Source organism: Pectobacterium sp. S5 (genome assembly GCF_051707265.1).
Taxonomy (GTDB): Bacteria; Pseudomonadota; Gammaproteobacteria; order Enterobacterales; family Enterobacteriaceae; genus Pectobacterium; species Pectobacterium polare.
In genome coordinates, this window is sequence record NZ_JAULSZ010000009.1 from 37,947 (window position 1) to 60,196 (window position 22,250).

The following is a 22,250-nucleotide window of genomic DNA, read 5'->3' on the forward strand; positions in this document are numbered from 1 at the left end:
ATAATTTTACGCCCGTTGTTCCTCAAGTGGAATAACGCAAGAATTTTTCGGTTGGAGCCTGGCCTATCCAGGCCTCCGTCCAAGACCGCAGGTGTTTCGTAAGAAACTTAATTCTCCTGCGTAGACGGTGACAGAGCCTAAATAACGTTTTTCTTTTTTATAAAGAATAATTTTTTACTGGATTCTGCTCACCGTGTTTCAACGCTTATCTCTAATTTTGGCGATAAGTGAAGTGAGTTCCGGAGAGTTTCTCCGGCTATATCCAGGAGCAAAAGCTAATGGCATTAAATCTTCAAGACAAACAAGCGATTGTTGCTGAAGTCAGCGAAGTAGCCAAAGGTGCGCTGTCTGCGGTTGTTGCGGATTCTCGTGGCGTTACCGTTGATAAAATGACCGAACTGCGTAAAGCAGGTCGTGAAGCTGGCGTTTACATGCGTGTTGTTCGTAACACCCTGCTGCGCCGCGTCGTTGAAGGCACTCAATTTGAATGCCTGAAAGACACGTTTGTTGGTCCGACCCTGATTGCATATTCTATGGAACACCCGGGCGCTGCTGCTCGTCTGTTCAAAGAGTTCGCGAAAGCGAATGCAAAATTTGAGGTCAAAGCTGCAGCCTTTGAAGGCGAGCTGATCCCGGCGGCTCAAATTGACCGTCTGGCAACGCTGCCGACTTACGAAGAAGCACTGGCACGTCTGATGTCGACCATGAAAGAAGCCGCTGCCGGCAAACTGGTCCGCACTCTGGCTGCTGTTCGCGATGCAAAAGAAGCTGCGTAATAGCGCTTTTTTTTCTACCGTACTTGCTAACGTATAAACTATTTCTGATTCTTAGGAACAATTGTTATGTCTATCACTAAAGATCAAATTCTGGAAGCAGTAGCAGCTATGTCTGTAATGGATGTTGTTGAGCTGGTTTCTGCTATGGAAGAAAAATTCGGTGTTTCTGCTGCTGCTGCTGTAGCTGTTGCTGCTGGCCCAGCTGAAGTTGCTGAAGAAAAAACTGAGTTCGACGTTGTGCTGAAAGCTATCGGCGCTAACAAAGTTGCTGTAATCAAAGCTGTTCGCGGCGCAACTGGTCTGGGCCTGAAAGAAGCCAAAGATCTGGTTGAGTCTGCACCAGCAGTGATGAAAGAAGGCGTGAGCAAAGATGACGCTGAAGCACTGAAAAAATCACTGGAAGAAGCTGGCGCAGAAGTTGAAGTTAAATAAGCCAACCTTTCAGGTTGCAGCCTGATTTATTAGGCTGATGGCTGGTGACTTTTTAGTCACCAGCCTTTTTGCGCTGTAGGGCATCAATGGGGTTTCACATTGTTTAGCCATTGATTTCCCCCAATATTTTTTTCTATTGACGACTTAATATACTGCTTTCCTGCATGGGCTCCATGCCTAAGCAAGAGTAACGAAATGGTTTAAGAGTAATAGAAAGACGTATTACGGAAAGTTCTCTATTTTCCGACCAACATAAATAGTGTTGCATGAACTGTCCTTGTTAGGGCAGACAGAGTGGTTCGACTTGTCAGCTAGCTGAGGAACCCTATGGTTTACTCCTATACCGAGAAAAAACGCATTCGTAAGGATTTTGGTAAACGTCCACAGGTTTTGGACATACCTTATCTCCTTTCTATCCAACTTGACTCGTTCCAGAAGTTTATCGAGCAAGACCCGGAAGGTCAGTACGGTTTGGAAGCTGCATTCCGTTCTGTTTTCCCTATAAAAAGCTATAGCGGTAATTCAGAGCTGCAATACGTTAGCTATCGCTTGGGCGAGCCAGTATTTGACGTTAAAGAATGTCAGATCCGTGGTGTGACGTTCTCTGCGCCGCTACGCGTAAAACTGCGCCTGGTGATCTACGAGCGCGAAGCGCCTGAAGGCACCGTTAAAGACATCAAAGAACAAGAAGTTTACATGGGCGAAATTCCGCTCATGACCGATAACGGTACCTTCGTGATCAACGGTACTGAGCGCGTAATCGTGTCTCAGTTGCACCGTAGTCCAGGTGTGTTCTTCGATAGCGACAAAGGTAAAACCCACTCTTCAGGTAAGGTGCTGTATAACGCACGTATTATTCCTTACCGTGGTTCCTGGCTGGATTTCGAGTTTGATCCGAAGGATAACCTGTTTGTCCGTATCGACCGTCGTCGCAAATTGCCTGCGACCATTATCCTGCGCGCGCTGGGTTATTCCACCGAACAGATTCTCGATCTTTTCTTCGATAAAATTGTCTATGAAATCAATGGCAATAAATTGCAGATGGATCTGGTTCCTGAGCGTCTGCGTGGTGAAACCGCATCGTTTGATATTGAAGCGAACGGTAAAGTTTATATCGAAAAAGGTCGCCGCATCACTGCACGTCATATCCGTCAGTTAGAGAAAGACGGTATTGAGCGCATTGAAGTGCCTGTTGAATATATCGCTGGCAAAGTACTGTCCAAAGATTATATCGACGAGAGCACCGGTGAACTGATCGGCGCAGCCAATATGGAGCTGTCGCTGGATCTGCTGGCTAAACTGAGCCAGTCTGGTCACAAACGTATTGAGACACTGTTCACCAACGATCTTGATCATGGTGCATACATGTCTGAAACCGTGCGCGTCGATCCGTCAAACGATCGTCTGAGTGCGCTGGTTGAAATCTATCGCATGATGCGTCCTGGTGAACCACCAACGCGTGAAGCAGCAGAAACGCTGTTTGAGAACCTGTTCTTCTCTGAAGACCGCTACGATCTGTCTGCGGTTGGTCGTATGAAGTTCAACCGTTCTCTGTTACGTGATGAGATCGAAGGTTCCGGTATCCTGAGCAAAGATGACATCATCGAAGTGATGAAGAAGCTCATTGATATCCGTAACGGTAAAGGCGAAGTGGATGATATCGACCACCTCGGCAACCGTCGTATCCGTTCCGTCGGCGAAATGGCAGAAAACCAATTCCGCGTTGGTCTGGTGCGTGTAGAACGTGCTGTAAAAGAGCGTCTGTCTCTGGGCGACCTCGATACGCTGATGCCACAGGACATGATCAACGCCAAGCCGATTTCGGCTGCCGTGAAAGAGTTCTTCGGTTCAAGTCAGCTGTCACAGTTTATGGACCAGAACAACCCGCTGTCCGAGATTACGCACAAACGTCGTATCTCCGCATTGGGCCCAGGCGGTCTGACGCGTGAACGTGCTGGCTTTGAAGTTCGTGACGTACACCCGACTCACTACGGCCGCGTTTGTCCTATCGAAACGCCGGAAGGTCCGAACATCGGTCTGATCAACTCCCTGTCCGTTTATGCGCAAACGAACGAATACGGTTTCCTTGAAACCCCGTATCGTCGTGTGCGTGAAAATGTGGTGACGGATGAGATCCATTACCTGTCTGCGATTGAAGAAGGTAACTTCGTTATCGCACAGGCGAACACCAATTTGGACGAAGAAGGCCGCTTCATCGACGAACTGGTTACCTGCCGTAACAAAGGCGAGTCCAGCTTGTTCAGCCGCGATCAGGTTGAATACATGGACGTTTCCACACAGCAGGTGGTTTCCGTCGGTGCATCCCTGATTCCGTTCCTGGAACACGATGACGCCAACCGTGCCCTGATGGGTGCGAACATGCAACGTCAGGCCGTTCCGACCCTGCGTGCTGATAAGCCGCTGGTTGGTACCGGTATGGAACGCGCTGTTGCGGTTGACTCCGGTGTAACTGCCGTAGCCAAACGTGGTGGTACAGTACAGTACGTCGATGCTTCTCGTATTGTAATCCGCGTTAATGACGATGAAATGTATCCGGGCGAAGCCGGGATCGACATCTATAACCTGACCAAATATACCCGTTCTAACCAGAACACCTGCATCAGCCAGATGCCGTGTGTGTCACTGGGTGAGCCGGTAGAACGTGGTGACGTTCTGGCAGATGGCCCGTCCACCGATCTGGGTGAACTGGCGCTGGGTCAGAACATGCGCGTGGCATTCATGCCATGGAATGGTTACAACTTCGAAGACTCCATCCTCGTTTCCGAGCGTGTGGTTCAGGAAGATCGCTTTACTACCATCCACATTCAGGAACTGGCCTGTGTGTCTCGTGACACCAAGTTAGGGCCTGAAGAAATTACTGCGGACATCCCGAATGTGGGTGAAGCAGCACTTTCCAAACTGGATGAGTCCGGCATCGTTTACATCGGTGCTGAAGTGACCGGCGGTGACATTCTGGTTGGTAAGGTAACGCCGAAAGGTGAAACCCAGCTGACGCCAGAAGAGAAACTGCTGCGTGCGATCTTCGGTGAGAAAGCGTCTGACGTTAAAGACTCTTCTCTGCGTGTACCAAACGGTGTTTCCGGTACGATTATCGACGTACAGGTCTTTACCCGCGATGGCGTGGAAAAAGACAAACGTGCGCTGGAAATCGAAGAAATGCAGCTGAAGCAGGCGAAGAAAGACCTGACTGAAGAATTGCAGATTCTGGAAGCTGGCCTGTTTGCACGTATCCACGCTGTGCTGGTTTCCGGCGGCGTAGAAGCTGACAAACTGGACAAACTGCCGCGCGAGCGCTGGTTGGAACTGGGTCTGACTGATGAAGATAAACAGAATCAGTTGGAACAGCTGGCAGAACAGTATGATGAGCTGAAGCACGAGTTTGAGAAAAAACTCGAAGCTAAGCGCCGTAAAATCACTCAAGGCGATGATCTGGCACCGGGCGTGCTGAAAATCGTTAAGGTTTATCTGGCCGTTAAACGTCAGATCCAACCGGGTGACAAGATGGCAGGTCGTCACGGGAACAAAGGTGTTATCTCCAAGATCAACCCGATCGAAGATATGCCTTACGATGAGAACGGTACGCCGGTCGATATCGTACTGAACCCGCTGGGCGTACCTTCACGTATGAACATCGGTCAGATTCTGGAAACCCACTTGGGTATGGCTGCGAAAGGTATCGGCGAGAAAATCAACGCCATGCTCAAACAGCACGAAGAAGTGACCAAACTGCGTGAGTTCATCCAGAAAGCCTATGACCTGGGCGACGATGTGCGTCAGAAAGTCGACCTGAGCACTTTCTCAGACGAAGAAGTTATGCGTCTGGCTGAAAACCTGAAGAAAGGTATGCCAATTGCAACGCCAGTATTTGACGGTGCAAAAGAGAAAGAAATCAAGGAACTGTTGCAGATGGGCGGTATCCCTACCTCCGGTCAGATTACCCTGTACGATGGACGTACCGGTGAGCAATTTGAGCGTCAGGTTACAGTGGGCTACATGTACATGCTGAAACTGAACCACTTGGTTGACGATAAGATGCATGCCCGTTCCACCGGTTCTTATAGCCTGGTTACTCAGCAGCCGCTGGGTGGTAAGGCGCAGTTCGGTGGTCAACGCTTCGGTGAGATGGAAGTGTGGGCGCTGGAAGCTTATGGTGCAGCTTATACCCTGCAAGAAATGTTGACCGTTAAGTCTGATGACGTGAACGGCCGTACCAAGATGTATAAAAACATCGTGGATGGCAATCATCAGATGGAACCAGGCATGCCGGAATCCTTCAACGTATTGTTGAAAGAAATCCGCTCGCTGGGTATCAACATCGAGCTGGAAGAAAAGTAATTCCAGCCCGTTGTATTGCTGGCATTCGTCATAGGGACACCTGAACGCTGTTTTTAACAACATAGTTCAGGTGTCTATCAGGTCTAACTCCGACAGGAGCCAATCCGTGAAAGACTTATTAAAGTTTCTGAAAGCGCAAACTAAGACCGAAGAGTTTGATGCGATCAAAATTGCTCTGGCCTCGCCAGACATGATCCGTTCGTGGTCTTTTGGTGAAGTTAAAAAGCCAGAAACCATCAACTACCGTACGTTCAAACCTGAACGTGACGGCCTTTTCTGCGCCCGTATCTTTGGGCCAGTAAAAGATTATGAGTGCTTGTGCGGTAAGTATAAGCGCCTGAAACACCGCGGTGTTATTTGTGAGAAGTGCGGCGTTGAAGTGACCCAGACTAAAGTGCGCCGTGAGCGTATGGGCCACATCGAGCTGGCTTCTCCGACTGCGCACATTTGGTTCCTGAAGTCACTGCCTTCCCGTATCGGTTTGCTGTTGGATATGCCGCTGCGTGATATTGAGCGTGTGCTTTATTTTGAATCTTATGTCGTGGTTGAAGGCGGCATGACCAACCTTGAGCGCCGTCAGATCCTGACTGAAGAGCAGTATCTGGATGCGCTGGAAGAGTTTGGTGATGAATTCGACGCGAAAATGGGCGCCGAAGCGATCCAGGCTCTGCTGAAGAATATGGATCTGGAGCAGGAATGCGAGCAGCTGCGCGAAGAGCTGACCGAAACCAACTCCGAAACCAAACGTAAAAAGCTGACGAAGCGTATTAAGCTGCTGGAAGCGTTCGTACAGTCTGGTAACAAGCCAGAGTGGATGATCCTGACCGTTCTGCCGGTACTGCCGCCAGATCTGCGTCCGTTGGTTCCGCTGGATGGCGGTCGTTTCGCGACTTCTGACCTGAACGATCTGTATCGTCGCGTGATCAACCGTAACAACCGTTTGAAACGTCTGCTGGATCTGGCTGCGCCGGACATCATCGTACGTAACGAAAAACGTATGTTGCAGGAAGCGGTTGATGCCCTGCTGGATAACGGCCGTCGCGGTCGTGCGATCACCGGTTCTAACAAACGTCCTCTGAAATCTTTGGCCGATATGATCAAAGGTAAGCAAGGTCGTTTCCGTCAGAACCTGCTCGGTAAGCGTGTTGACTACTCCGGTCGTTCTGTAATCACCGTTGGTCCATACCTGCGTCTGCACCAGTGTGGTCTGCCGAAGAAAATGGCACTGGAGCTGTTCAAACCGTTCATCTACGGCAAGCTGGAACTGCGTGGTCTTGCTACCACCATTAAAGCCGCCAAGAAAATGGTTGAGCGTGAAGAAGCCGTCGTATGGGATATCCTGGACGAAGTCATCCGCGAACACCCGGTACTGCTGAACCGTGCACCAACACTGCACCGTTTGGGGATCCAGGCGTTTGAACCGGTATTGATCGAAGGTAAAGCGATCCAGTTGCACCCACTGGTTTGTGCGGCCTATAACGCCGACTTCGACGGTGACCAAATGGCTGTACACGTACCGCTGACGCTGGAAGCCCAGCTGGAAGCGCGTGCGTTGATGATGTCGACCAACAACATCCTGTCCCCTGCGAATGGTGAGCCAATCATCGTTCCTTCTCAGGACGTGGTATTGGGTCTGTATTACATGACGCGTGACTGTGTTAACGCCAAAGGCGAAGGCATGGTGCTCACGGGTCCGAAAGAAGCTGAACGCGTTTATCGTGCCGGTCTGGCCTCTCTGCATGCGCGCGTTAAAGTGCGTATCACGGAAGAGATCAAGAGCATCGAAGGCGAAATCACGCATCAGACCTCGATTATTGATACGACTATCGGTCGCGCCATCCTGTGGATGATCGTACCGAAAGGTCTGCCGTACTCGATCGTTAACCAGCCTCTGGGCAAGAAAGCGATCTCCAAAATGCTGAACACCTGTTACCGCATTTTGGGTCTGAAACCGACGGTTATTTTCGCTGACCAGACTATGTACACCGGTTTTGCTTACGCGGCGCGCTCTGGTGCTTCCGTAGGTATCGATGACATGGTTATCCCGGAGAAAAAAGCCGAGATTATCGAAGAAGCAGAAACCGAAGTTGCCGAGATTCAGGAGCAGTTCCAGTCTGGTCTGGTTACCGCGGGCGAACGCTATAACAAAGTGATCGATATCTGGGCAGCGGCGAACGAACGTGTTGCGAAAGCAATGATGGAAAACCTGTCCGTTGAGGATGTGGTAAACCGTGATGGCGTAGTTGAGCAACAGGTTTCTTTCAACAGCATCTTTATGATGGCCGACTCCGGTGCGCGTGGTTCTGCAGCACAGATTCGTCAGTTGGCGGGTATGCGTGGTCTGATGGCGAAACCAGATGGTTCGATCATCGAGACGCCAATTACCGCAAACTTCCGTGAAGGTCTGAACGTACTCCAGTACTTCATCTCGACGCACGGTGCGCGTAAAGGTCTGGCGGATACCGCACTGAAAACAGCGAACTCCGGTTATCTGACTCGTCGTCTGGTTGACGTTGCGCAGGATCTGGTTGTGACCGAGGACGATTGTGGTACCCATGAAGGTATCATGATGACGCCGGTTATCGAGGGTGGTGATGTTAAAGAACCACTGCGTGAGCGCGTACTGGGTCGTGTAACGGCTGAAGACGTGATCAAACCGGGCACCGCGGACATTCTGGTTCCACGTAACACGCTGCTGAACGAGCAGTGGTGTGACATGTTGGAAGAGAACTCCGTTGACGCCGTTAAAGTACGTTCAGTAGTAAGCTGCGAAACCGACTTTGGCGTGTGCGCCAATTGCTACGGTCGCGATCTGGCTCGTGGTCATATCATCAACAAAGGTGAGGCTATCGGGGTTATCGCGGCACAGTCCATCGGTGAGCCAGGTACACAGTTAACCATGCGTACGTTCCACATCGGTGGTGCGGCATCGCGTGCGGCTGCTGAGTCCAGCATTCAGGTGAAAAACAAAGGTAGCCTGAAACTGAGCAACGTGAAGTTCGTTATGAACAGCAACGGTAAATTGGTTATTACTTCACGTAATACCGAACTGAAACTGATCGACGAATTCGGACGCACGAAAGAAAGCTATAAAGTGCCTTACGGTGCAGTGATGGCGAAGGGTGACGGCTCAGAAGTTGTCGGTGGCGAAACCGTCGCCAACTGGGACCCGCATACGATGCCAGTGGTGACCGAGGTAAGCGGTTTCATCCGCTTTGCTGATATGATTGACGGTCAGACCATTACGCGCCAGACCGACGAACTGACTGGTTTGTCCTCTATCGTGGTTCTGGATAGCGCAGAGCGTACCGGTAGTGGTAAAGACCTACGTCCAGCACTGAAAATTGTTGATGGCAAAGGTGAAGATGTACTGATCCCTGGTACTGATATGCCAGCTCAATACTTCCTGCCGGGTAAAACAATTGTTCAGCTGGAAGATGGGGTTCAGATTGGTGCCGGTGATACATTGGCGCGTCTCCCTCAGGAATCCAGTGGTACCAAGGACATTACCGGTGGTCTGCCACGCGTAGCCGACCTGTTCGAAGCCCGTCGTCCGAAAGAGCCGGCAATTCTGGCAGAGATCAGCGGTATCATTTCCTTCGGTAAAGAAACCAAAGGTAAGCGCCGTCTGGTAATTTCTCCGTTGGATGGCAGCGACGCTTACGAAGAGATGATTCCGAAATGGCGTCAGCTCAACGTGTTCGAAGGTGAAGTTGTGGAACGTGGTGACGTTGTTTCCGACGGCCCAGAGTCTCCGCACGATATCCTGCGTCTGCGTGGTGTACATGCAGTAACGCGTTATATCACCAACGAAGTTCAGGAAGTTTACCGTCTGCAAGGCGTTAAGATTAACGATAAACACATCGAAGTTATCGTTCGTCAGATGTTGCGTAAAGGCACCATCGTTAGCGCAGGTGGCACGGAGTTCCTGGAAGGCGAACAGGCAGAATTCTCTCGCATCAAGATTGCTAACCGCCAGTTGGAAGCGGATGGCAAGATTACGGCAACGTTCAGCCGTGATCTGCTGGGTATCACCAAAGCATCTCTGGCGACTGAGTCCTTCATTTCTGCGGCATCGTTCCAGGAAACCACTCGCGTACTGACCGAAGCCGCTGTTGCTGGTAAGCGTGATGAACTGCGTGGCCTGAAAGAGAACGTTATCGTAGGTCGTCTGATCCCAGCGGGTACGGGTTATGCGTACCACCAGGATCGTATGCGCCGCCGTCAGGCGGGTGAAGCGCCAGTCGTGCCTCAGGTGAGTGCCGATGAAGCTTCTGCTAACCTGGCTGAACTGTTGAACGCAGGCTTTGGTAGCAGCGACGACGAATAAGTCTTTTTGCGCTGCGCTATCATGCGGTAAATAACAGAAACCCCGACTATTATGGTCGGGGTTTTTTTATAGCTGCTTCCCTGCGGACGACCTGTCGCAAGCGATGTTAAAAATTTATGGAAGGCGTCCTTGCCTTCCACCCTAGCGGGCCAACGCTGTGCGTTGTTATAAAACGCTCCCTGCGTTTTATTTCTTCCTGAATTTTTTTATAGCGCACATCCCTGTGCACTACCTAAAGGCCGTCGCAAGCGACGTTAAAAATTTCTTCCTGAAATTTTTTGTTGTACAGTAGTGTAAAGTAAATAGAACGGAACCAACATGGACACCTCAACTACGCCAACACTCTCACAGCCTGGCGGCTCATTACCTCAGCAAGATGACTCACTTTCTTCTGGTAAAACCCTACAAACACAGTCAGTAAGCCATTCTCCACATCGAGCAAAACGCGCAGCATGGGGCAGTTTTGTGGGTGCTGTTGTTGACTGGTACGATTTCCTGCTGTACGGAATTGTTGCCGCTCTTGTATTTAATACCGAGTTTTTCCCACAAATTAGCCCGACGATGGGGACGCTGGCGGCATTTGGTACGTTCGGCGTTGGTTTCCTGTTCCGACCGCTAGGCGGCATGGTGTTTGGCCACTTCGGCGATAAGCTGGGCCGTAAACGAATGTTGATGATCACAGTCTGGATGATGGGCATTTCTACTGCGCTGATTGGTCTGTTGCCGTCGTTTGATTCGATTGGCTGGTGGGCACCCGTGTTGCTTGTGACGCTGCGTGCAATTCAGGGCTTTGCAGTTGGTGGCGAATGGGGTGGAGCCGCGCTGTTGGCGGTAGAAAACGCGCCGAAGAAAAAGAAAGCTTTTTACAGCAGTGGCGTACAGGTTGGCTTTGGGGTCGGGTTGTTGCTAGCCACTGGGTCGGTATCGGTGGTGAGCAATTTGACGACCAATGAAGAATTTACTACCTGGGGCTGGCGTCTGCCGTTCTTATTCAGCCTGATTCTGGTGGCTATCGCCTGGTGGGTACGTAACGGGATGGATGAGTCTCAGGAATTTGAGGCGAATAAAACGCTGGGTGAAAGAGCAAACAAATTGCGTTCGTTCCCTATCATGGAAGCACTTCGCCAGCACCCGAAGGCATTCCTGCTGATCATTGCGCTACGGCTTGGTGAGTTGCTAACGATGTATATCGTCACCGCGTTTGCCCTCAACTATTCCACGACCCATCTTGGTCTATCGCGAGATATCTTCCTGAATATTGGGCTGCTGGTGGGGGCGATCAGCTGTGTGTCTATTCCTTTCTTTGCCTATCTGGCGGATAGCTTTGGCCGCCGCCGTATCTATGTTACTGGCGCACTGATTGGCGCCGCGAGTGCGGTGCCATTCTTTATGGCGCTGGAAAGCCATAACACGCTGCTGATTCTGTTCTTTGCCATCATGCTGGCGAATATTGCTCACGACATGATTGTTAGCGTACAGCAGCCGATGTTTACCGAACTATTTGGTACGGCGTACCGCTATAGCGGGGCGGGTGTGGGTTATCAGGTCGCCAGCGTGGTTGGCGGTGGATTTACGCCTTTTATCGCCGTTCTGCTGGTGCAGTTTATGGATGGTTCATGGCATGCGGTGGCAGCTTATCTTGCCATTGGCTGCTTACTGTCGGCGATTGTCGGGATGCGGATGAAGGCAACATCGTCGGACGCCTTGCCTGACTAACCTCTTCACTTCACCCATCTCGCGTGCCGATACCGATGCAAAGTCTGTATCGGCACATCGTTACTGTTTTTTTTAGTCTACTGTTTTTTGCCGTGGCGCTATCTGAACCGATCAAGATCGCTTCTTTTCAGTCCGATATCCTTGAGTCCGTCATCGCTCATATTTTTTAGTATCTTCAACGTTTGCGCTCTTGCCCGCCAGGCTTTCCACAAGCGGTACGGCAAAATCAGCATGAGCCAAAACGGTGACTCGCGGAACGGTTTTTGTGATCGATTCTCATGAAATTCCATATTTTCCCCCTCGCCAGTGAATGATCGCTATGATGAGGCGAAAGGTATTTTCAATACAGATGCAAAAAATCCATTTTTTTAGCATACAGATTGTGTGATATTGCATCTGAATGGTGATTTTTAGTTGAATCTGTACTGGTTATCGATGTGAATCTTGATAGGGAATGATACTGATGACGCGTTATCAACACCTGGCTGGGCTGTTAGAGCAACGGATCGAACAAGGGTTGTACCAAAGCGGGGAACGCCTGCCTTCTGTGCGGGCGCTGAGTACAGAACATGGTGTGAGCATCAGTACCGTACAGCAAGCCTACCATCTGCTGGAAACCCGACAGTTGATTATGCCGCAGCCGCGTTCGGGATATTTTGTCGCGCCGCGTAAGGCAACGCCGCCCGTACCCGCGCTGACGCGTCCTGCTCAACGTCCAGTTGAGATCACGCAGTGGGAATCGGTGCTGGAGTTGGTGAATGTGCGTCTGGAAACCAATGTGCTGAAATTTGGCAGTGGAATGCCGGATGTGAGCCAGCCGACCATCAAACCACTGTGGAAAGAGATGAGTCGCCTCTGCCAATATCAGGATCCTCGGGTCTTACAATATGACAGCGTATATGGTGTGCCTGCATTGCGTGAACAGATTGCCCGCCTTACCGTCGACTGCGGCTGCCAGCTGACTCAAGATGATATTGTGATCACTACCGGATGTCAGGAAGCCTTATTTGTCGCCGTCCGCGCCGTTTGCCAACCCGGCGACATCGTGGCCGTTGAGTCACCGGCTTTTCCGGGCACGATGCAGATCCTCCGTGGGATGGATATCAAAGCGATCGAGATCCCGACCGACTCGGTGACGGGGATCAGCCTTGAAGCGTTAAGGCTGGCGCTGGATCAGTGGCCGATCAAAGCCGTGCTTCTGGTGCCGAGCTGTAACAATCCGCTTGGCTTCATCATGCCTGACGCCCGTAAAAAATCGCTGGTGACGTTGGCGCAGCATTTTGATATCGCGATTATTGAAGATGATGCCTATGGTGAGCTGGCCTATGAATATCCGCGTCCCCGTGCGATAAAATCATTTGATGAAGACGGGCGTGTATTGCTATGCAGCTCGTTTTCAAAGAATCTGGCACCCGGTTTGCGCGTCGGCTGGATCGCCCCGGGGCGCTATCTGGAACGTGTGATCCATACAAAATACATCAGCACCGGATCGACGGTGGTACAGCCCCAGCTAGCCGTGGCGGAATTTATTCGTAACGGACACTATCAGCCTCATCTACGCCGTATGCGCGCTCAGTACAAAGCGAATCTGGATACGTTTACCTGCTGGGTACGTGAGTATTTTCCATCCAATATTTGTGTAAGTCGTCCGCAAGGTGGCTTTCTGATGTGGATTGAGCTGCCCGAATATTTTGATTCGCTCAAGCTCAGCCGTGAGGTCAGAAAAGCGGGCATACAGATCGCCGCGGGTTCGCTCTTCTCCGCCTCAGGAAAATACCGCAATTGTCTTCGGCTCAATTATGCCAATCGCTTCACAGAAGAGATGAGGGAAGGGCTGCGCATCGTGGGCAGTGAAATCGCGAAGATGATGCACACTTTTCCTGACCAGAACGTAACCTGATTAATTTTAAGGAAGGGCCGATACGGGTAAGGATAAGCCCCGTATCGGCGGGTTGATGTGCAGAACCGATAAGTAGCAAACGGCTCCGGCCAGCAAGCTCTGTCATCATGCTCAGGCTTGCCAACGACGCTACTGTATTCTTCGTCGAAGGCCGTGACGATAGGTTGAATGTCATCTTGCGCGGCGCTCTCCTGAGAATATTGCCTTCCGTGTAATTCTCATTCCGGCCTGCGGGCCGCTTCGCAAATTAGGCCTATCGCCACGGTTTGCTACCGACCCAAATAACCGTCCCAGTCTTTCCATACGGGCTGGAGACCTGCACGTATGATGGCCTGCGCCACCTCTTCAGGGTGCCGCGAGTCATGCGGTGAAAACTGTTCCAGTTCAGGGTGGTCGTCGGCGTAGCCACCTGGCTGGGTCTTGGAAAATGCGCTGACGTTGTTAATCGCGATAGGAATGGCATGATCGCGAAAGAAAGGCGACTCACGCGTGGACAGCGACAGCTCAATATCCGGCGACAGCAACCGGAATGCGCAAATCACCTGCATGAGCTGCGCTTCATCCATGAGTGACGCCGGTTCAATGCCGCCTGCACAGGGGCGCAGGCGAGGGAACGAGATAGAATAACGGCTCTGCCAGTAGCGCTGTTGTAAGTGCAACAGGTGTTCCGCCACCATATAGCAGTCGGTGCGCCAGCTATTGGATAGACCGATTAAGGCACCCAGCCCGATCTTGTCGATCCCCGCACGACCGAGTCGATCCGGTGTGGCGAGCCGCCAGTGGAAATCCTGTTTTTGTCCTTTTAGGTGGTGCAACTGGTAGGTCGCCGGATGATAGGTTTCCTGATAGACCATGACGCCATCCAGACCTAGTGCTTTTAATTCGGCGTACTCGTCCTGCGACAAGGGCTGAACTTCAATCATCAGCGAACTGAAGAGCGGTCGGATCAGCGGAAAGACGCGACGAAAATAATCCATGCCTACTTTACGCTGGTGTTCGCCTGTCACGAGCAGCAGGTGTTCAAACCCCAGTTCCTTGATAGCGGCGCATTCCCGCAGGATCTCTGTCTCATCCAGCGTTTTTCGCTTGATGTGGTTGCTCATCGAAAAGCCGCAGTAGGTGCAATCGTTGGAGCACAGATTGGACAGGTACAGCGGAACATAGAAACTCACCGTATTGCCGAAACGCTGTCGGGTAAGCTGCTGCGCCCGCTGAGCTAGCGGTTCCAGATAGGCGCTGGCGGCAGGTGAAATAAGCGCCATAAAATCGTCACGCGTCAGGTGTGGTGCAGCAAGCGCTCGTTCAACATCGCGTGCGGTTTTACCGTTGATGCGCAGCGTTAGGTCATCCCAGTCGAGCTGTTCCCAGACGGTTTGAAAGTCGGCGTTCATCGCTCTGCCCCTTCCGTTTGCTGATGCAGAAAACCAGTGAGCGGGCTGGTGGCGCTGGCGACAAACTGCTTACTTCCCAGCCCAGCCTGACGAGCAAGCCCTCCGGCATCGACCGCCAGCCGGAATGCCTGTGCCATCGCCACGGGATCGCGTGCAACGGCGATGGCCGTGTTGACCAGTACGGCGTCGGCGCCCATTTCCAGCGCGTCGGCCGCATGGCTGGGCGCGCCAATGCCCGCATCGACAATCACTGGAATGCGAGCCTGTTCGATGATGATGCGAAGAAAATCACGCGTTTGCAGTCCCTGATTGGAGCCGATCGGTGCGCCCAGCGGCATCACCGCCGCGCAGCCGACTTCTTCCAGCCGTTTGCACAGTACCGGGTCGGCTCCGCAGTAGGGCAGCACCGTGAATCCCTCTTTTACCAGCTGTTCGGCGGCCTTCAGGGTTTCGATAAGGTCGGGCAGCAGGTATTTCACATCGGGGTGAATCTCCAGCTTCAGCCAGCGAGTGCCCAGCGCTTCTCGCGCCAGTCGGGCTGCAAAAATGGCTTCGTCTGCGGTTTTAGCCCCTGAGGTATTCGGCAGCAGCTTAATGCCGAGCTGGCGTAGCGGGGCGAGAATGGCGTCGTTGCCGCCGTTCAGGTCAACGCGCTTCATCGCCATGGTGACTAACTGCGAGCCAGAAGCCTTAAGTGCTGCCAGCATCAGTTCTGGCGTGGCGAATTTCCCGGTGCCGGTCAGCAGCCGTGAAGTGAATGTCGTATCGGCAATGTGCAGCATGTCATCCTCCCGCTATTGCCTGAAAAAGCAAAATATCATCACCGTCTTGCACCTGATGCTGTGACCAGTTGGCGTGCGGGATAATGGTCTGGTTGATGGCCAAGGCTGTGCCAGGCTGGAGCCGATTTATCTGGCTCAGCAGCGCCTCAACCGTGATGGCCTCTGGGCATTCAACGGGCTCGTCATTCAGCGTGATTTTCATGCCGAGCCTCCGCATACCGGGCAATGGGGGGCGCGCGTCAGTTGGAGCGTGTTCCAGCTCTGCTGTTTGCCATTGAACATTCTCAGCTTGCCGTCCAACGCAGACGGCATACCTGCCAGCAGCTTGATCGCTTCCAGGGCCTGAAGCGTGCCAATCACGCCGACCACCGGACCCAGCACACCTGCGGTACGGCAGTTGCGCTGGGGTTCGGACGTATCGGGATACAGGCAGGCGTAGCAGCCTGCGTGATAAGGCGGCGTGAAGACCGCGAGCTGGCCGCTGAAACCGACGGCACTCCCGCTGATGAGCGGCTTGCCTGCGCTAAAACAGGCGGCGTTAACCGCATGGCGAGTGGTCATGTTATCGCTGCAATCCAGCACCAGATCGACGCGGCTAACGGCGTGGCGTAACGCCTCACCGCTGAGCCTCTCGGTAATCGCAATCGCTTCTGAGTTTGGGTTTAACGCCTGTAGCTGACGCTGGGCTAGCACAGCTTTGGGTTTGTCTGTGTCGCAGGTGCGATACAGAATCTGGCGTTGCAGATTGCTGATATGCAGCGAGTCATCATCGGCAAGCAGCAGCGTGCCGACCCCTGCGGCTGCCAGATAGAGTGAAGCGGGCGCACCCAATCCACCCAGCCCAACCAGCAGAACGTGGGCGGCTTTGAGCTTCTCCTGACCGTCCGGGCCAATATCTTCCAGCATCAGTTGGCGGCTGTAACGCATGAACTCGCTATCGCTCAGTCCGGCAGACGTTGGATGGGGATTCGTTACCATGTCATTCCTCCCGTCCTTCAATCATCCTGAGCAGCGTCGCGGTTGCCTGCCGCCAGTCCGGTGCCTGCGTAATGGCGCTGACGACGGCAATACTGCCGACGCCCGTTTTCAGCACCGCAGGCACTCTGTCGATGCTGATGCCGCCAATCGCAACGGTGGGAAAACGGTCTTGCAGATCGGTGATGTGTCGCGTCAGTTCAGTCAGCCCTTGCGGTGCTGATGGCATGTCTTTGGTTTGGGTCGGGAAAATATGCCCCAGCGCGATGTAGGATGGGTTGATCGCCACCGCACGCGCCAGCTCACGATCGTCGTGCGTGGAGACGCCTAAGCGCAGGCCGGCTTTTTTTATCGCGGCCAGATCGGCGGTATCCAGATCGTCCTGACCCAGATGTACGCCGTATGCCTGATGTTTGACGGCCAATTTCCAGTAGTCATTGATGAATAGCTGCGCCTGATAGCGACGACCCAAGACGATCGCTTGGATCACCTCGGCTTCGGCTTGTTCATCTGACCGATCTTTGATCCTGAGTTGGATCGTTTTCACCCCGACGCCGAGTAGTCGCTCGATCCATTCCACGCTATCGACGACGGGATAAAGCCCCAGCCGCTGCGCCGTTGGGGCAAAAGGCGTTGAGTTCGTCATTTGCTTACCTCGGTTTGCAGGCTGGTGGCGCTGTGATAGAGCTCGCTGCCGCGTGAGCGGAATTCTTGCGACATCTGCTCCATACCGACTTCAATCGGTTTGGCTTCCGCTTCCTGTTTCGCCGCGTAGTCGCGTACTTCCTGTGAGATTTTCATCGAGCAGAATTTGGGGCCGCACATGGAACAGAAGTGAGCGACTTTACCGGATTCTTGCGGCAGGGTTTCATCGTGGTAGGCGCGAGCCGTTTGGGGATCGAGCGCCAGATTGAACTGGTCTTCCCAGCGGAATTCGAAGCGCGCTTTTGACATGGCATTATCACGGATCTGCGCGCCGGGGTGGCCTTTTGCCAGATCGGCGGCGTGAGCGGCGATCTTGTAGGTAATCAGCCCCTGCTTGACGTCTTCTTTGTTCGGCAAACCAAGATGTTCCTTCGGCGTCACGTAGCAGAGCATCGCACAGCCGAACCAGCCGATCATGGCAGCTCCGATGCCAGAGGTGAAGTGATCGTAACCCGGTGCGATATCGGTGGTTAACGGACCGAGCGTATAGAACGGCGCTTCGTGGCAGTGTTCCAGTTCTTCGGTCATATTGCGGCGGATCATCTGCATCGGCACGTGGCCGGGGCCTTCGATCATTACCTGAACGTCGTATTCCCAGGCGATTTTGGTCAGCTCGCCCAGCGTATGCAGTTCGGCAAACTGGGCTTCGTCGTTGGCATCCTGAATGGAGCCCGGACGTAAGCCGTCACCCAGCGACAGCGCAACGTCGTAAGCGGCACAAATTTCACAGATTTCACGGAAGTGTTCGTACAGGAAGCTCTCTTTGTGATGCGACAGGCACCACTTCGCCATAATGGAACCCCCGCGTGAGACGATGCCGGTCAGGCGTTTGGCGGTCATCGGCACGTAGCGCAACAGCACGCCGGCGTGGATGGTGAAGTAGTCCACGCCCTGTTCCGCCTGCTCCAGCAGCGTATCGCGGAACATTTCCCAGTTCAGGTTTTCCGCCACGCCGTTCACTTTCTCCAGCGCCTGATAAATCGGTACCGTCCCGATGGGCACGGGGCTGTTACGCAGAATCCACTCGCGGGTTTCGTGAATATAGCGACCAGTGGAGAGATCCATCACCGTATCCGCACCCCAGCGGGTAGACCAGACCAGCTTTTCCACCTCTTCTTCGATGGAGGAGGTCACTGCGGAGTTGCCTATATTGGCGTTAACCTTCACCAGAAAATTGCGGCCGATAATCATCGGCTCTGATTCTGGGTGGTTGATGTTGGAAGGGATAATGGCGCGGCCAGCGGCCACTTCCTGACGGACAAATTCCGGCGTGATGTTCTCCGGTAGAAGAGCGCCGAAACTTTGCCCCGGATGCTGCTGGCGCAGCACGTCAGTGCGAATACGCTCGCGTCCCATATTTTCGCGAATGGCGATAAATTCCATTTCGGGGGTAATCACGCCCTGTCGCGCATAGTGAAGTTGAGTAACGCGTTTGCCCACTTTGGCACGTAAAGGTCGTGGCAAGTGCTCGAAGCGCAGATGATCCAGACCGGCATCCGCCAGACGCTGTTGGGTGAAATCGGAGCTGACGCCAGATAGCGCTTCGGTATCGTGACGTTCTGCAATCCAGCTGGCGCGCAGCTTCGCTAGCCCAACGCGGACATCGGGTTGCGCAGCGGGATCGCCATAAGGCCCTGACGTATCGTAAACCGGGATTGGCTCATTGGGTTCGTATTGGGGGTTGTCTTTACTGCCACCAAGTAACGTCGGGCTAAGCTGAATCTCCCGCATCGGTACGTGGATGTCATCACGCGAGCCCGCAAGGTAGATACGATTGGAATTAGGGAAGGCGGTTCCCTGTAAGGTTTCAATAAACTGCTGGGCGGCGGCACGCTGTTCACGGCGACCCGATTTGGATGCTGTGGGTAGCTCTGGTTTTGCAGATAACGGTTCTTTAGACAAGGGTTCTGTAGACATAGCAAGTTCCTGTAAGACGTAAAGGGAAGATTGCTTGTCTGGAGCCGGAGGGAGTAATAATGATATTGAGCGTCAGAGCAGGTATGTGGGAATACACAGCCTTGGGCTCAATGAGGTGCATTACTCTTGTTCCCTTCGCAGGTATTAACCCGATCAGGTTCCGCGGATCCCGAATTAACGGTCTCAGCCTGTGCGCTCATAAGTTTCGTAAAACGATTGATTTCGTAAAACAAAACACGAGCACGCTAGGCACTCCGACAAGATATGCCCGTCTCTGAAACGGGCCAATAAAACCCCTACACTGTATGTCGGCAAAACGCGGATGTCAAAGCGTGCCGCTTTTGCTTTTACAATGTGTGATGATGTCCTGAAATAACGTCAAATGACCACTATTTGTCGTAAACCTGCTGGATCATGTTGTCTTCTAACGTAAAACGCTCTTCCAATGCTTCGCCGACGTGAGAGAGTGCCTGCTGGAATTCGAGGCAGTTATCATGGTCGATGGCTGCCGCCAGATGGCTATCGTAAAACGTCATGATTTGCTGCGTGTTATTTTGCAGGGAGAGGTCGAGCTGGGTGGAAAGCGCTAATACTTGTTCACTGTGCGTCGCTGCTTCATGCAGCATTTTTTCGTATAAATGAAAGTGGCCGGTAGAAAGATAGTCCACCAGATTCTGGCAAAAATTATCCAATGCCTCTTCATCCAGAAGAGAAAGCGTTTCCTTGTTCGGCTTGATGCCAACCAGATGATAGTAAGCCACCAGAAGCCGCTTACGCGCTTGTAGCCATTGGTCGATTAACGCATTATTGCCACCAACGTATTCAGTTAGACTTTGTAGCTGGTTTAGCATTGTTGACTCCGTGAACGGTAAGAAATAACTGAAATCCCAGTTATAAAACTTATGTAATCACTCTGAATGTAAAATGCCAGTGAAGTGGCAGTGGAGCAATAAAAAGATATGGAACAGACGCTAAAAGGTGACGAAACCGGCTGGTGGGTGGTTAGCGATGCGGTACAAATCTGGCTCCCTCAGGGAGAATTACCGCGTGGAACGGCTACGGCGTGGGCGTTGCAGGGGAAAACGGCTCGCCAAATCGGCGAATGGCAAGGGCTGCCTGTCTGGCTGGTCTGTCAGGGACGAGATTCCGATATGGCATCAGTTCGCCAGTTGCTTGATCAGGACGTGGGCTTATTCCAACTGGCGGGGCGAGGCGTACAGTTGGCCGAGTTCTATCGCTCTCATCGTTTTTGCGGTTATTGCGGCCATGAAATGGTGCGGAGCAAAACGGAGCTGGCGTGCTTATGTCACCACTGCAAAGAGCGCTATTATCCGCAGATCGCGCCTTGCATCATCGTCGCGATTCGCCGTGGTGAGGAAATTTTGCTGGCGCAGCACAATCGGCATCGCGGAAATATGTACACCGTGCTGGCCGGATTTGTCGAAGTGGGCGAAACGCTGGAGCAGACGGTCGTGCGTGAGGTGATGGAAGAGAGCCAAATTCAGATAAAAAACCTGCGTTATGTGAGTTCGCAGCCTTGGCCATTCCCTCATTCACTGATGATGGCGTTTATGGCCGACTATGCGGGTGGCGAAATCAAGCATGACCCGAAAGAGCTGCGTGACGCGGGCTGGTTCCGTTATGACCAACTCCCGCAGTTGCCCCCTCCGGGCACCGTGGCGCGTCGGCTTATCGAAGATACGGTGGTACTGTGCCGTGCTTATCATGAGAACGAAGGCTGACGTGGTACTATTGGCGTCATGAATGGCTCGCGTACACCGCGTACCTGCGTCATCGCGTATTCGCTTCATAAAGCGTTCGCCTTATAACGCATCCGTTTCATCACATCTATCCGGTGTAGAACCGCCGTGAGGTTGAAAGGAAAAGAACATGACTGATCTGAAAAACGATCGCTATTTGCGGGCGTTATTACGCCAACCCGTTGATGTCACCCCAGTGTGGATGATGCGTCAGGCGGGGCGTTATTTACCGGAATATAAGGCAACGCGCGCGCAGGCGGGTGATTTTATGTCGCTGTGTAAAAACGCAGAGCTGGCTTGTGAAGTCACGTTACAACCTTTACGGCGCTATGCGCTGGATGCGGCGATCCTGTTCTCCGATATCCTGACTATTCCTGATGCCATGGGCTTAGGGCTTTATTTTGAAGCAGGGGAAGGCCCGCGCTTTCATTCTCCGATCACGTCTCATGCCGATGTGGTTAACTTGCCGGTTCCCGACCCAGAGCAGGAACTTGGTTATGTGATGAACGCGGTGCGGACGATCCGTAAAAGTCTCGCTGGGGAAGTACCGCTGATTGGCTTCTCGGGCAGCCCGTGGACGCTGGCGACCTATATGGTTGAAGGCGGTAGCAGCAAAGCATTTACCGTCATCAAGAAAATGATGTTCGCCGAGCCTAAAACGCTGCACCTGTTGCTGGATAAGCTGGCGGATAGCGTCATTCTTTATCTCAACGCGCAGATTCGCGCGGGTGCGCAGGCGGTGATGGTATTCGATACCTGGGGCGGCGCGCTGAGTGGGCGTGACTACAAAGAATTCTCCCTGCATTACATGCATAAGATCGTTGACGGCTTGCAGCGTGAGAACGAAGGCCGCCGTGTGCCCGTGACGCTCTTCACCAAAGGCGGAGGCCAATGGCTGGAGGCGATGGCAGAAACAGGCTGCGACGCGCTGGGGCTGGACTGGACGAGCGATATTGCTGATGCACGTCGTCGCGTAGGCGATAAAGTCGCGCTACAGGGAAATATGGATCCGTCGATGCTGTATGCCGATCCGGCACGGATCGAGCAGGAAGTGGCGTCGATCCTGGCTGGATTTGGGCAAGGCAACGGCCATGTTTTCAATCTGGGGCACGGCATTCATCAGGATGTGCCGCCGGAGCATGCGGGAGTGTTTGTTGAAGCTGTGCATCGGCTGTCCCGCGCTTATCACGCATGATTCACAGGAGGTGAT

16 protein-coding genes and 1 riboswitch are annotated in these 22,250 nt (G+C 52.8%); of the genes, 8 read left to right on the top strand and 8 right to left on the bottom strand.

What is annotated here, in order from left to right; all coding sequences use genetic code 11:
* Positions 1 to 278 precede the first annotated feature (278 nt).
* The 5 genes from rplJ to shiA all read left to right on the top strand — a co-directional run bounded on the left by rplJ (position 279) and on the right by shiA (position 11,610).
* The gene (rplJ, locus tag QWJ20_RS21235) at positions 279 to 776 is read left to right on the top strand and encodes a 50S ribosomal protein L10 (protein WP_012772934.1); all 498 of its coding nucleotides are present in this window, start codon (positions 279 to 281) and stop codon (positions 774 to 776) included.
* 66 nt (positions 777 to 842) lie between these two features.
* A complete protein-coding gene (gene rplL / locus QWJ20_RS21240; RefSeq protein WP_005970331.1) occupies positions 843 to 1,208 on the top strand; it encodes a 50S ribosomal protein L7/L12 in 366 nt (121 codons plus the stop codon).
* A 327-nt stretch (positions 1,209 to 1,535) separates the two neighbouring features.
* Positions 1,536 to 5,564 (top strand): DNA-directed RNA polymerase subunit beta, encoded by a 4,029-nt coding sequence (gene rpoB, locus QWJ20_RS21245; protein ID WP_095701241.1) that lies wholly within the window; start codon positions 1,536 to 1,538, stop codon positions 5,562 to 5,564.
* Positions 5,565 to 5,670: 106 nt separating this feature from the next.
* Positions 5,671 to 9,894: a DNA-directed RNA polymerase subunit beta' gene (rpoC, locus tag QWJ20_RS21250; RefSeq protein ID WP_095701242.1), complete on the top strand. Its 4,224-nt coding sequence runs from the start codon at positions 5,671 to 5,673 to the stop codon at positions 9,892 to 9,894.
* Between the two features lie 318 nt (positions 9,895 to 10,212).
* A complete protein-coding gene (gene shiA / locus QWJ20_RS21255) occupies positions 10,213 to 11,610 on the top strand; it encodes a shikimate transporter (RefSeq protein ID WP_433993390.1) in 1,398 nt (465 codons plus the stop codon).
* 98 nt (positions 11,611 to 11,708) lie between these two features.
* On the opposite strand, the gene QWJ20_RS21260 is transcribed toward shiA, so the two are convergent.
* The gene (locus QWJ20_RS21260) at positions 11,709 to 11,900 is read right to left on the bottom strand and encodes a DUF1127 domain-containing protein (RefSeq protein ID WP_095701244.1); all 192 of its coding nucleotides are present in this window, start codon (positions 11,898 to 11,900) and stop codon (positions 11,709 to 11,711) included.
* A 173-nt stretch (positions 11,901 to 12,073) separates the two neighbouring features.
* Here QWJ20_RS21260 and QWJ20_RS21265 point away from each other — a divergent pair, with 173 nt between their 5' ends.
* The gene (locus QWJ20_RS21265; protein WP_039514148.1) at positions 12,074 to 13,510 is read left to right on the top strand and encodes a PLP-dependent aminotransferase family protein; all 1,437 of its coding nucleotides are present in this window, start codon (positions 12,074 to 12,076) and stop codon (positions 13,508 to 13,510) included.
* 269 nt (positions 13,511 to 13,779) lie between these two features.
* Here the strand turns inward: QWJ20_RS21265 and thiH are convergent, their stop codons facing one another.
* The 7 genes from thiH to rsd form a co-directional block, all read right to left on the bottom strand.
* Positions 13,780 to 14,901 carry a 2-iminoacetate synthase ThiH gene (gene thiH / locus QWJ20_RS21270; protein ID WP_433993391.1) on the bottom strand — a complete coding sequence of 374 codons (1,122 nt, stop codon included), beginning with the start codon at positions 14,899 to 14,901 and terminating at the stop codon, positions 13,780 to 13,782.
* On the bottom strand, positions 14,898 to 15,683 hold the full coding sequence (locus QWJ20_RS21275) for a thiazole synthase (RefSeq protein WP_433993392.1): 786 nt from the start codon (positions 15,681 to 15,683) through the stop codon (positions 14,898 to 14,900). Before QWJ20_RS21275 ends, thiH begins: the two co-directional genes overlap by 4 nt.
* Before the next feature lies 1 nt (position 15,684).
* Positions 15,685 to 15,885 carry a sulfur carrier protein ThiS gene (thiS, locus tag QWJ20_RS21280; RefSeq protein WP_174867133.1) on the bottom strand — a complete coding sequence of 67 codons (201 nt, stop codon included), beginning with the start codon at positions 15,883 to 15,885 and terminating at the stop codon, positions 15,685 to 15,687.
* Positions 15,882 to 16,661, bottom strand: coding sequence for a HesA/MoeB/ThiF family protein (locus QWJ20_RS21285; RefSeq protein WP_433993393.1), 780 nt, complete (start codon positions 16,659 to 16,661; stop codon positions 15,882 to 15,884). Before QWJ20_RS21285 ends, thiS begins: the two co-directional genes overlap by 4 nt.
* Before the next feature lies 1 nt (position 16,662).
* Positions 16,663 to 17,304, bottom strand: a complete 642-nt coding sequence (gene thiE / locus QWJ20_RS21290) for a thiamine phosphate synthase (protein WP_433993394.1) — start codon at positions 17,302 to 17,304, stop codon at positions 16,663 to 16,665.
* On the bottom strand, positions 17,301 to 19,280 hold the full coding sequence (thiC, locus tag QWJ20_RS21295) for a phosphomethylpyrimidine synthase ThiC (RefSeq protein WP_433993395.1): 1,980 nt from the start codon (positions 19,278 to 19,280) through the stop codon (positions 17,301 to 17,303). Before thiC ends, thiE begins: the two co-directional genes overlap by 4 nt.
* A gap of 113 nt (positions 19,281 to 19,393) precedes the next feature.
* Positions 19,394 to 19,547, bottom strand: a riboswitch (TPP riboswitch).
* A gap of 122 nt (positions 19,548 to 19,669) precedes the next feature.
* Positions 19,670 to 20,131, bottom strand: coding sequence for a sigma D regulator (gene rsd / locus QWJ20_RS21300; protein ID WP_433993396.1), 462 nt, complete (start codon positions 20,129 to 20,131; stop codon positions 19,670 to 19,672).
* A gap of 108 nt (positions 20,132 to 20,239) precedes the next feature.
* Between rsd and nudC the strand changes: the two genes are divergently transcribed.
* Together nudC and hemE are read left to right on the top strand one after the other, a co-directional pair.
* Positions 20,240 to 21,022: an NAD(+) diphosphatase gene (gene nudC, locus QWJ20_RS21305; RefSeq protein WP_095701252.1), complete on the top strand. Its 783-nt coding sequence runs from the start codon at positions 20,240 to 20,242 to the stop codon at positions 21,020 to 21,022.
* Between the two features lie 148 nt (positions 21,023 to 21,170).
* Positions 21,171 to 22,235 (top strand): uroporphyrinogen decarboxylase, encoded by a 1,065-nt coding sequence (gene hemE / locus QWJ20_RS21310; protein WP_095701253.1) that lies wholly within the window; start codon positions 21,171 to 21,173, stop codon positions 22,233 to 22,235.
* Positions 22,236 to 22,250: the final 15 nt, after the last annotated feature.

Excerpts from the sequence above, each read along its gene's own strand:
- rsd (WP_433993396.1), bottom strand. The coding sequence starts at position 20,131 with ATGCTAAACCAGCTACAAAGTCTAACTGAATACGTTGGTGGCAATAAT.
- shiA (WP_433993390.1), top strand. The coding sequence starts at position 10,213 with ATGGACACCTCAACTACGCCAACACTCTCACAGCCTGGCGGCTCATTA.
- thiH (WP_433993391.1), bottom strand. The coding sequence starts at position 14,901 with ATGAACGCCGACTTTCAAACCGTCTGGGAACAGCTCGACTGGGATGAC.
- QWJ20_RS21265 (WP_039514148.1), top strand. The coding sequence starts at position 12,074 with ATGACGCGTTATCAACACCTGGCTGGGCTGTTAGAGCAACGGATCGAA.
- QWJ20_RS21260 (WP_095701244.1), bottom strand. The coding sequence starts at position 11,900 with ATGGAATTTCATGAGAATCGATCACAAAAACCGTTCCGCGAGTCACCG.
- QWJ20_RS21285 (WP_433993393.1), bottom strand. The coding sequence starts at position 16,661 with ATGGTAACGAATCCCCATCCAACGTCTGCCGGACTGAGCGATAGCGAG.
- rplL (WP_005970331.1), top strand. The coding sequence starts at position 843 with ATGTCTATCACTAAAGATCAAATTCTGGAAGCAGTAGCAGCTATGTCT.
- nudC (WP_095701252.1), top strand. The coding sequence starts at position 20,240 with ATGGAACAGACGCTAAAAGGTGACGAAACCGGCTGGTGGGTGGTTAGC.
- thiE (WP_433993394.1), bottom strand. The coding sequence starts at position 17,304 with ATGACGAACTCAACGCCTTTTGCCCCAACGGCGCAGCGGCTGGGGCTT.
- thiC (WP_433993395.1), bottom strand. The coding sequence starts at position 19,280 with ATGTCTACAGAACCCTTGTCTAAAGAACCGTTATCTGCAAAACCAGAG.
- thiS (WP_174867133.1), bottom strand. The coding sequence starts at position 15,885 with ATGAAAATCACGCTGAATGACGAGCCCGTTGAATGCCCAGAGGCCATC.
- QWJ20_RS21275 (WP_433993392.1), bottom strand. The coding sequence starts at position 15,683 with ATGCTGCACATTGCCGATACGACATTCACTTCACGGCTGCTGACCGGC.
- rplJ (WP_012772934.1), top strand. The coding sequence starts at position 279 with ATGGCATTAAATCTTCAAGACAAACAAGCGATTGTTGCTGAAGTCAGC.
- rpoB (WP_095701241.1), top strand. The coding sequence starts at position 1,536 with ATGGTTTACTCCTATACCGAGAAAAAACGCATTCGTAAGGATTTTGGT.
- hemE (WP_095701253.1), top strand. The coding sequence starts at position 21,171 with ATGACTGATCTGAAAAACGATCGCTATTTGCGGGCGTTATTACGCCAA.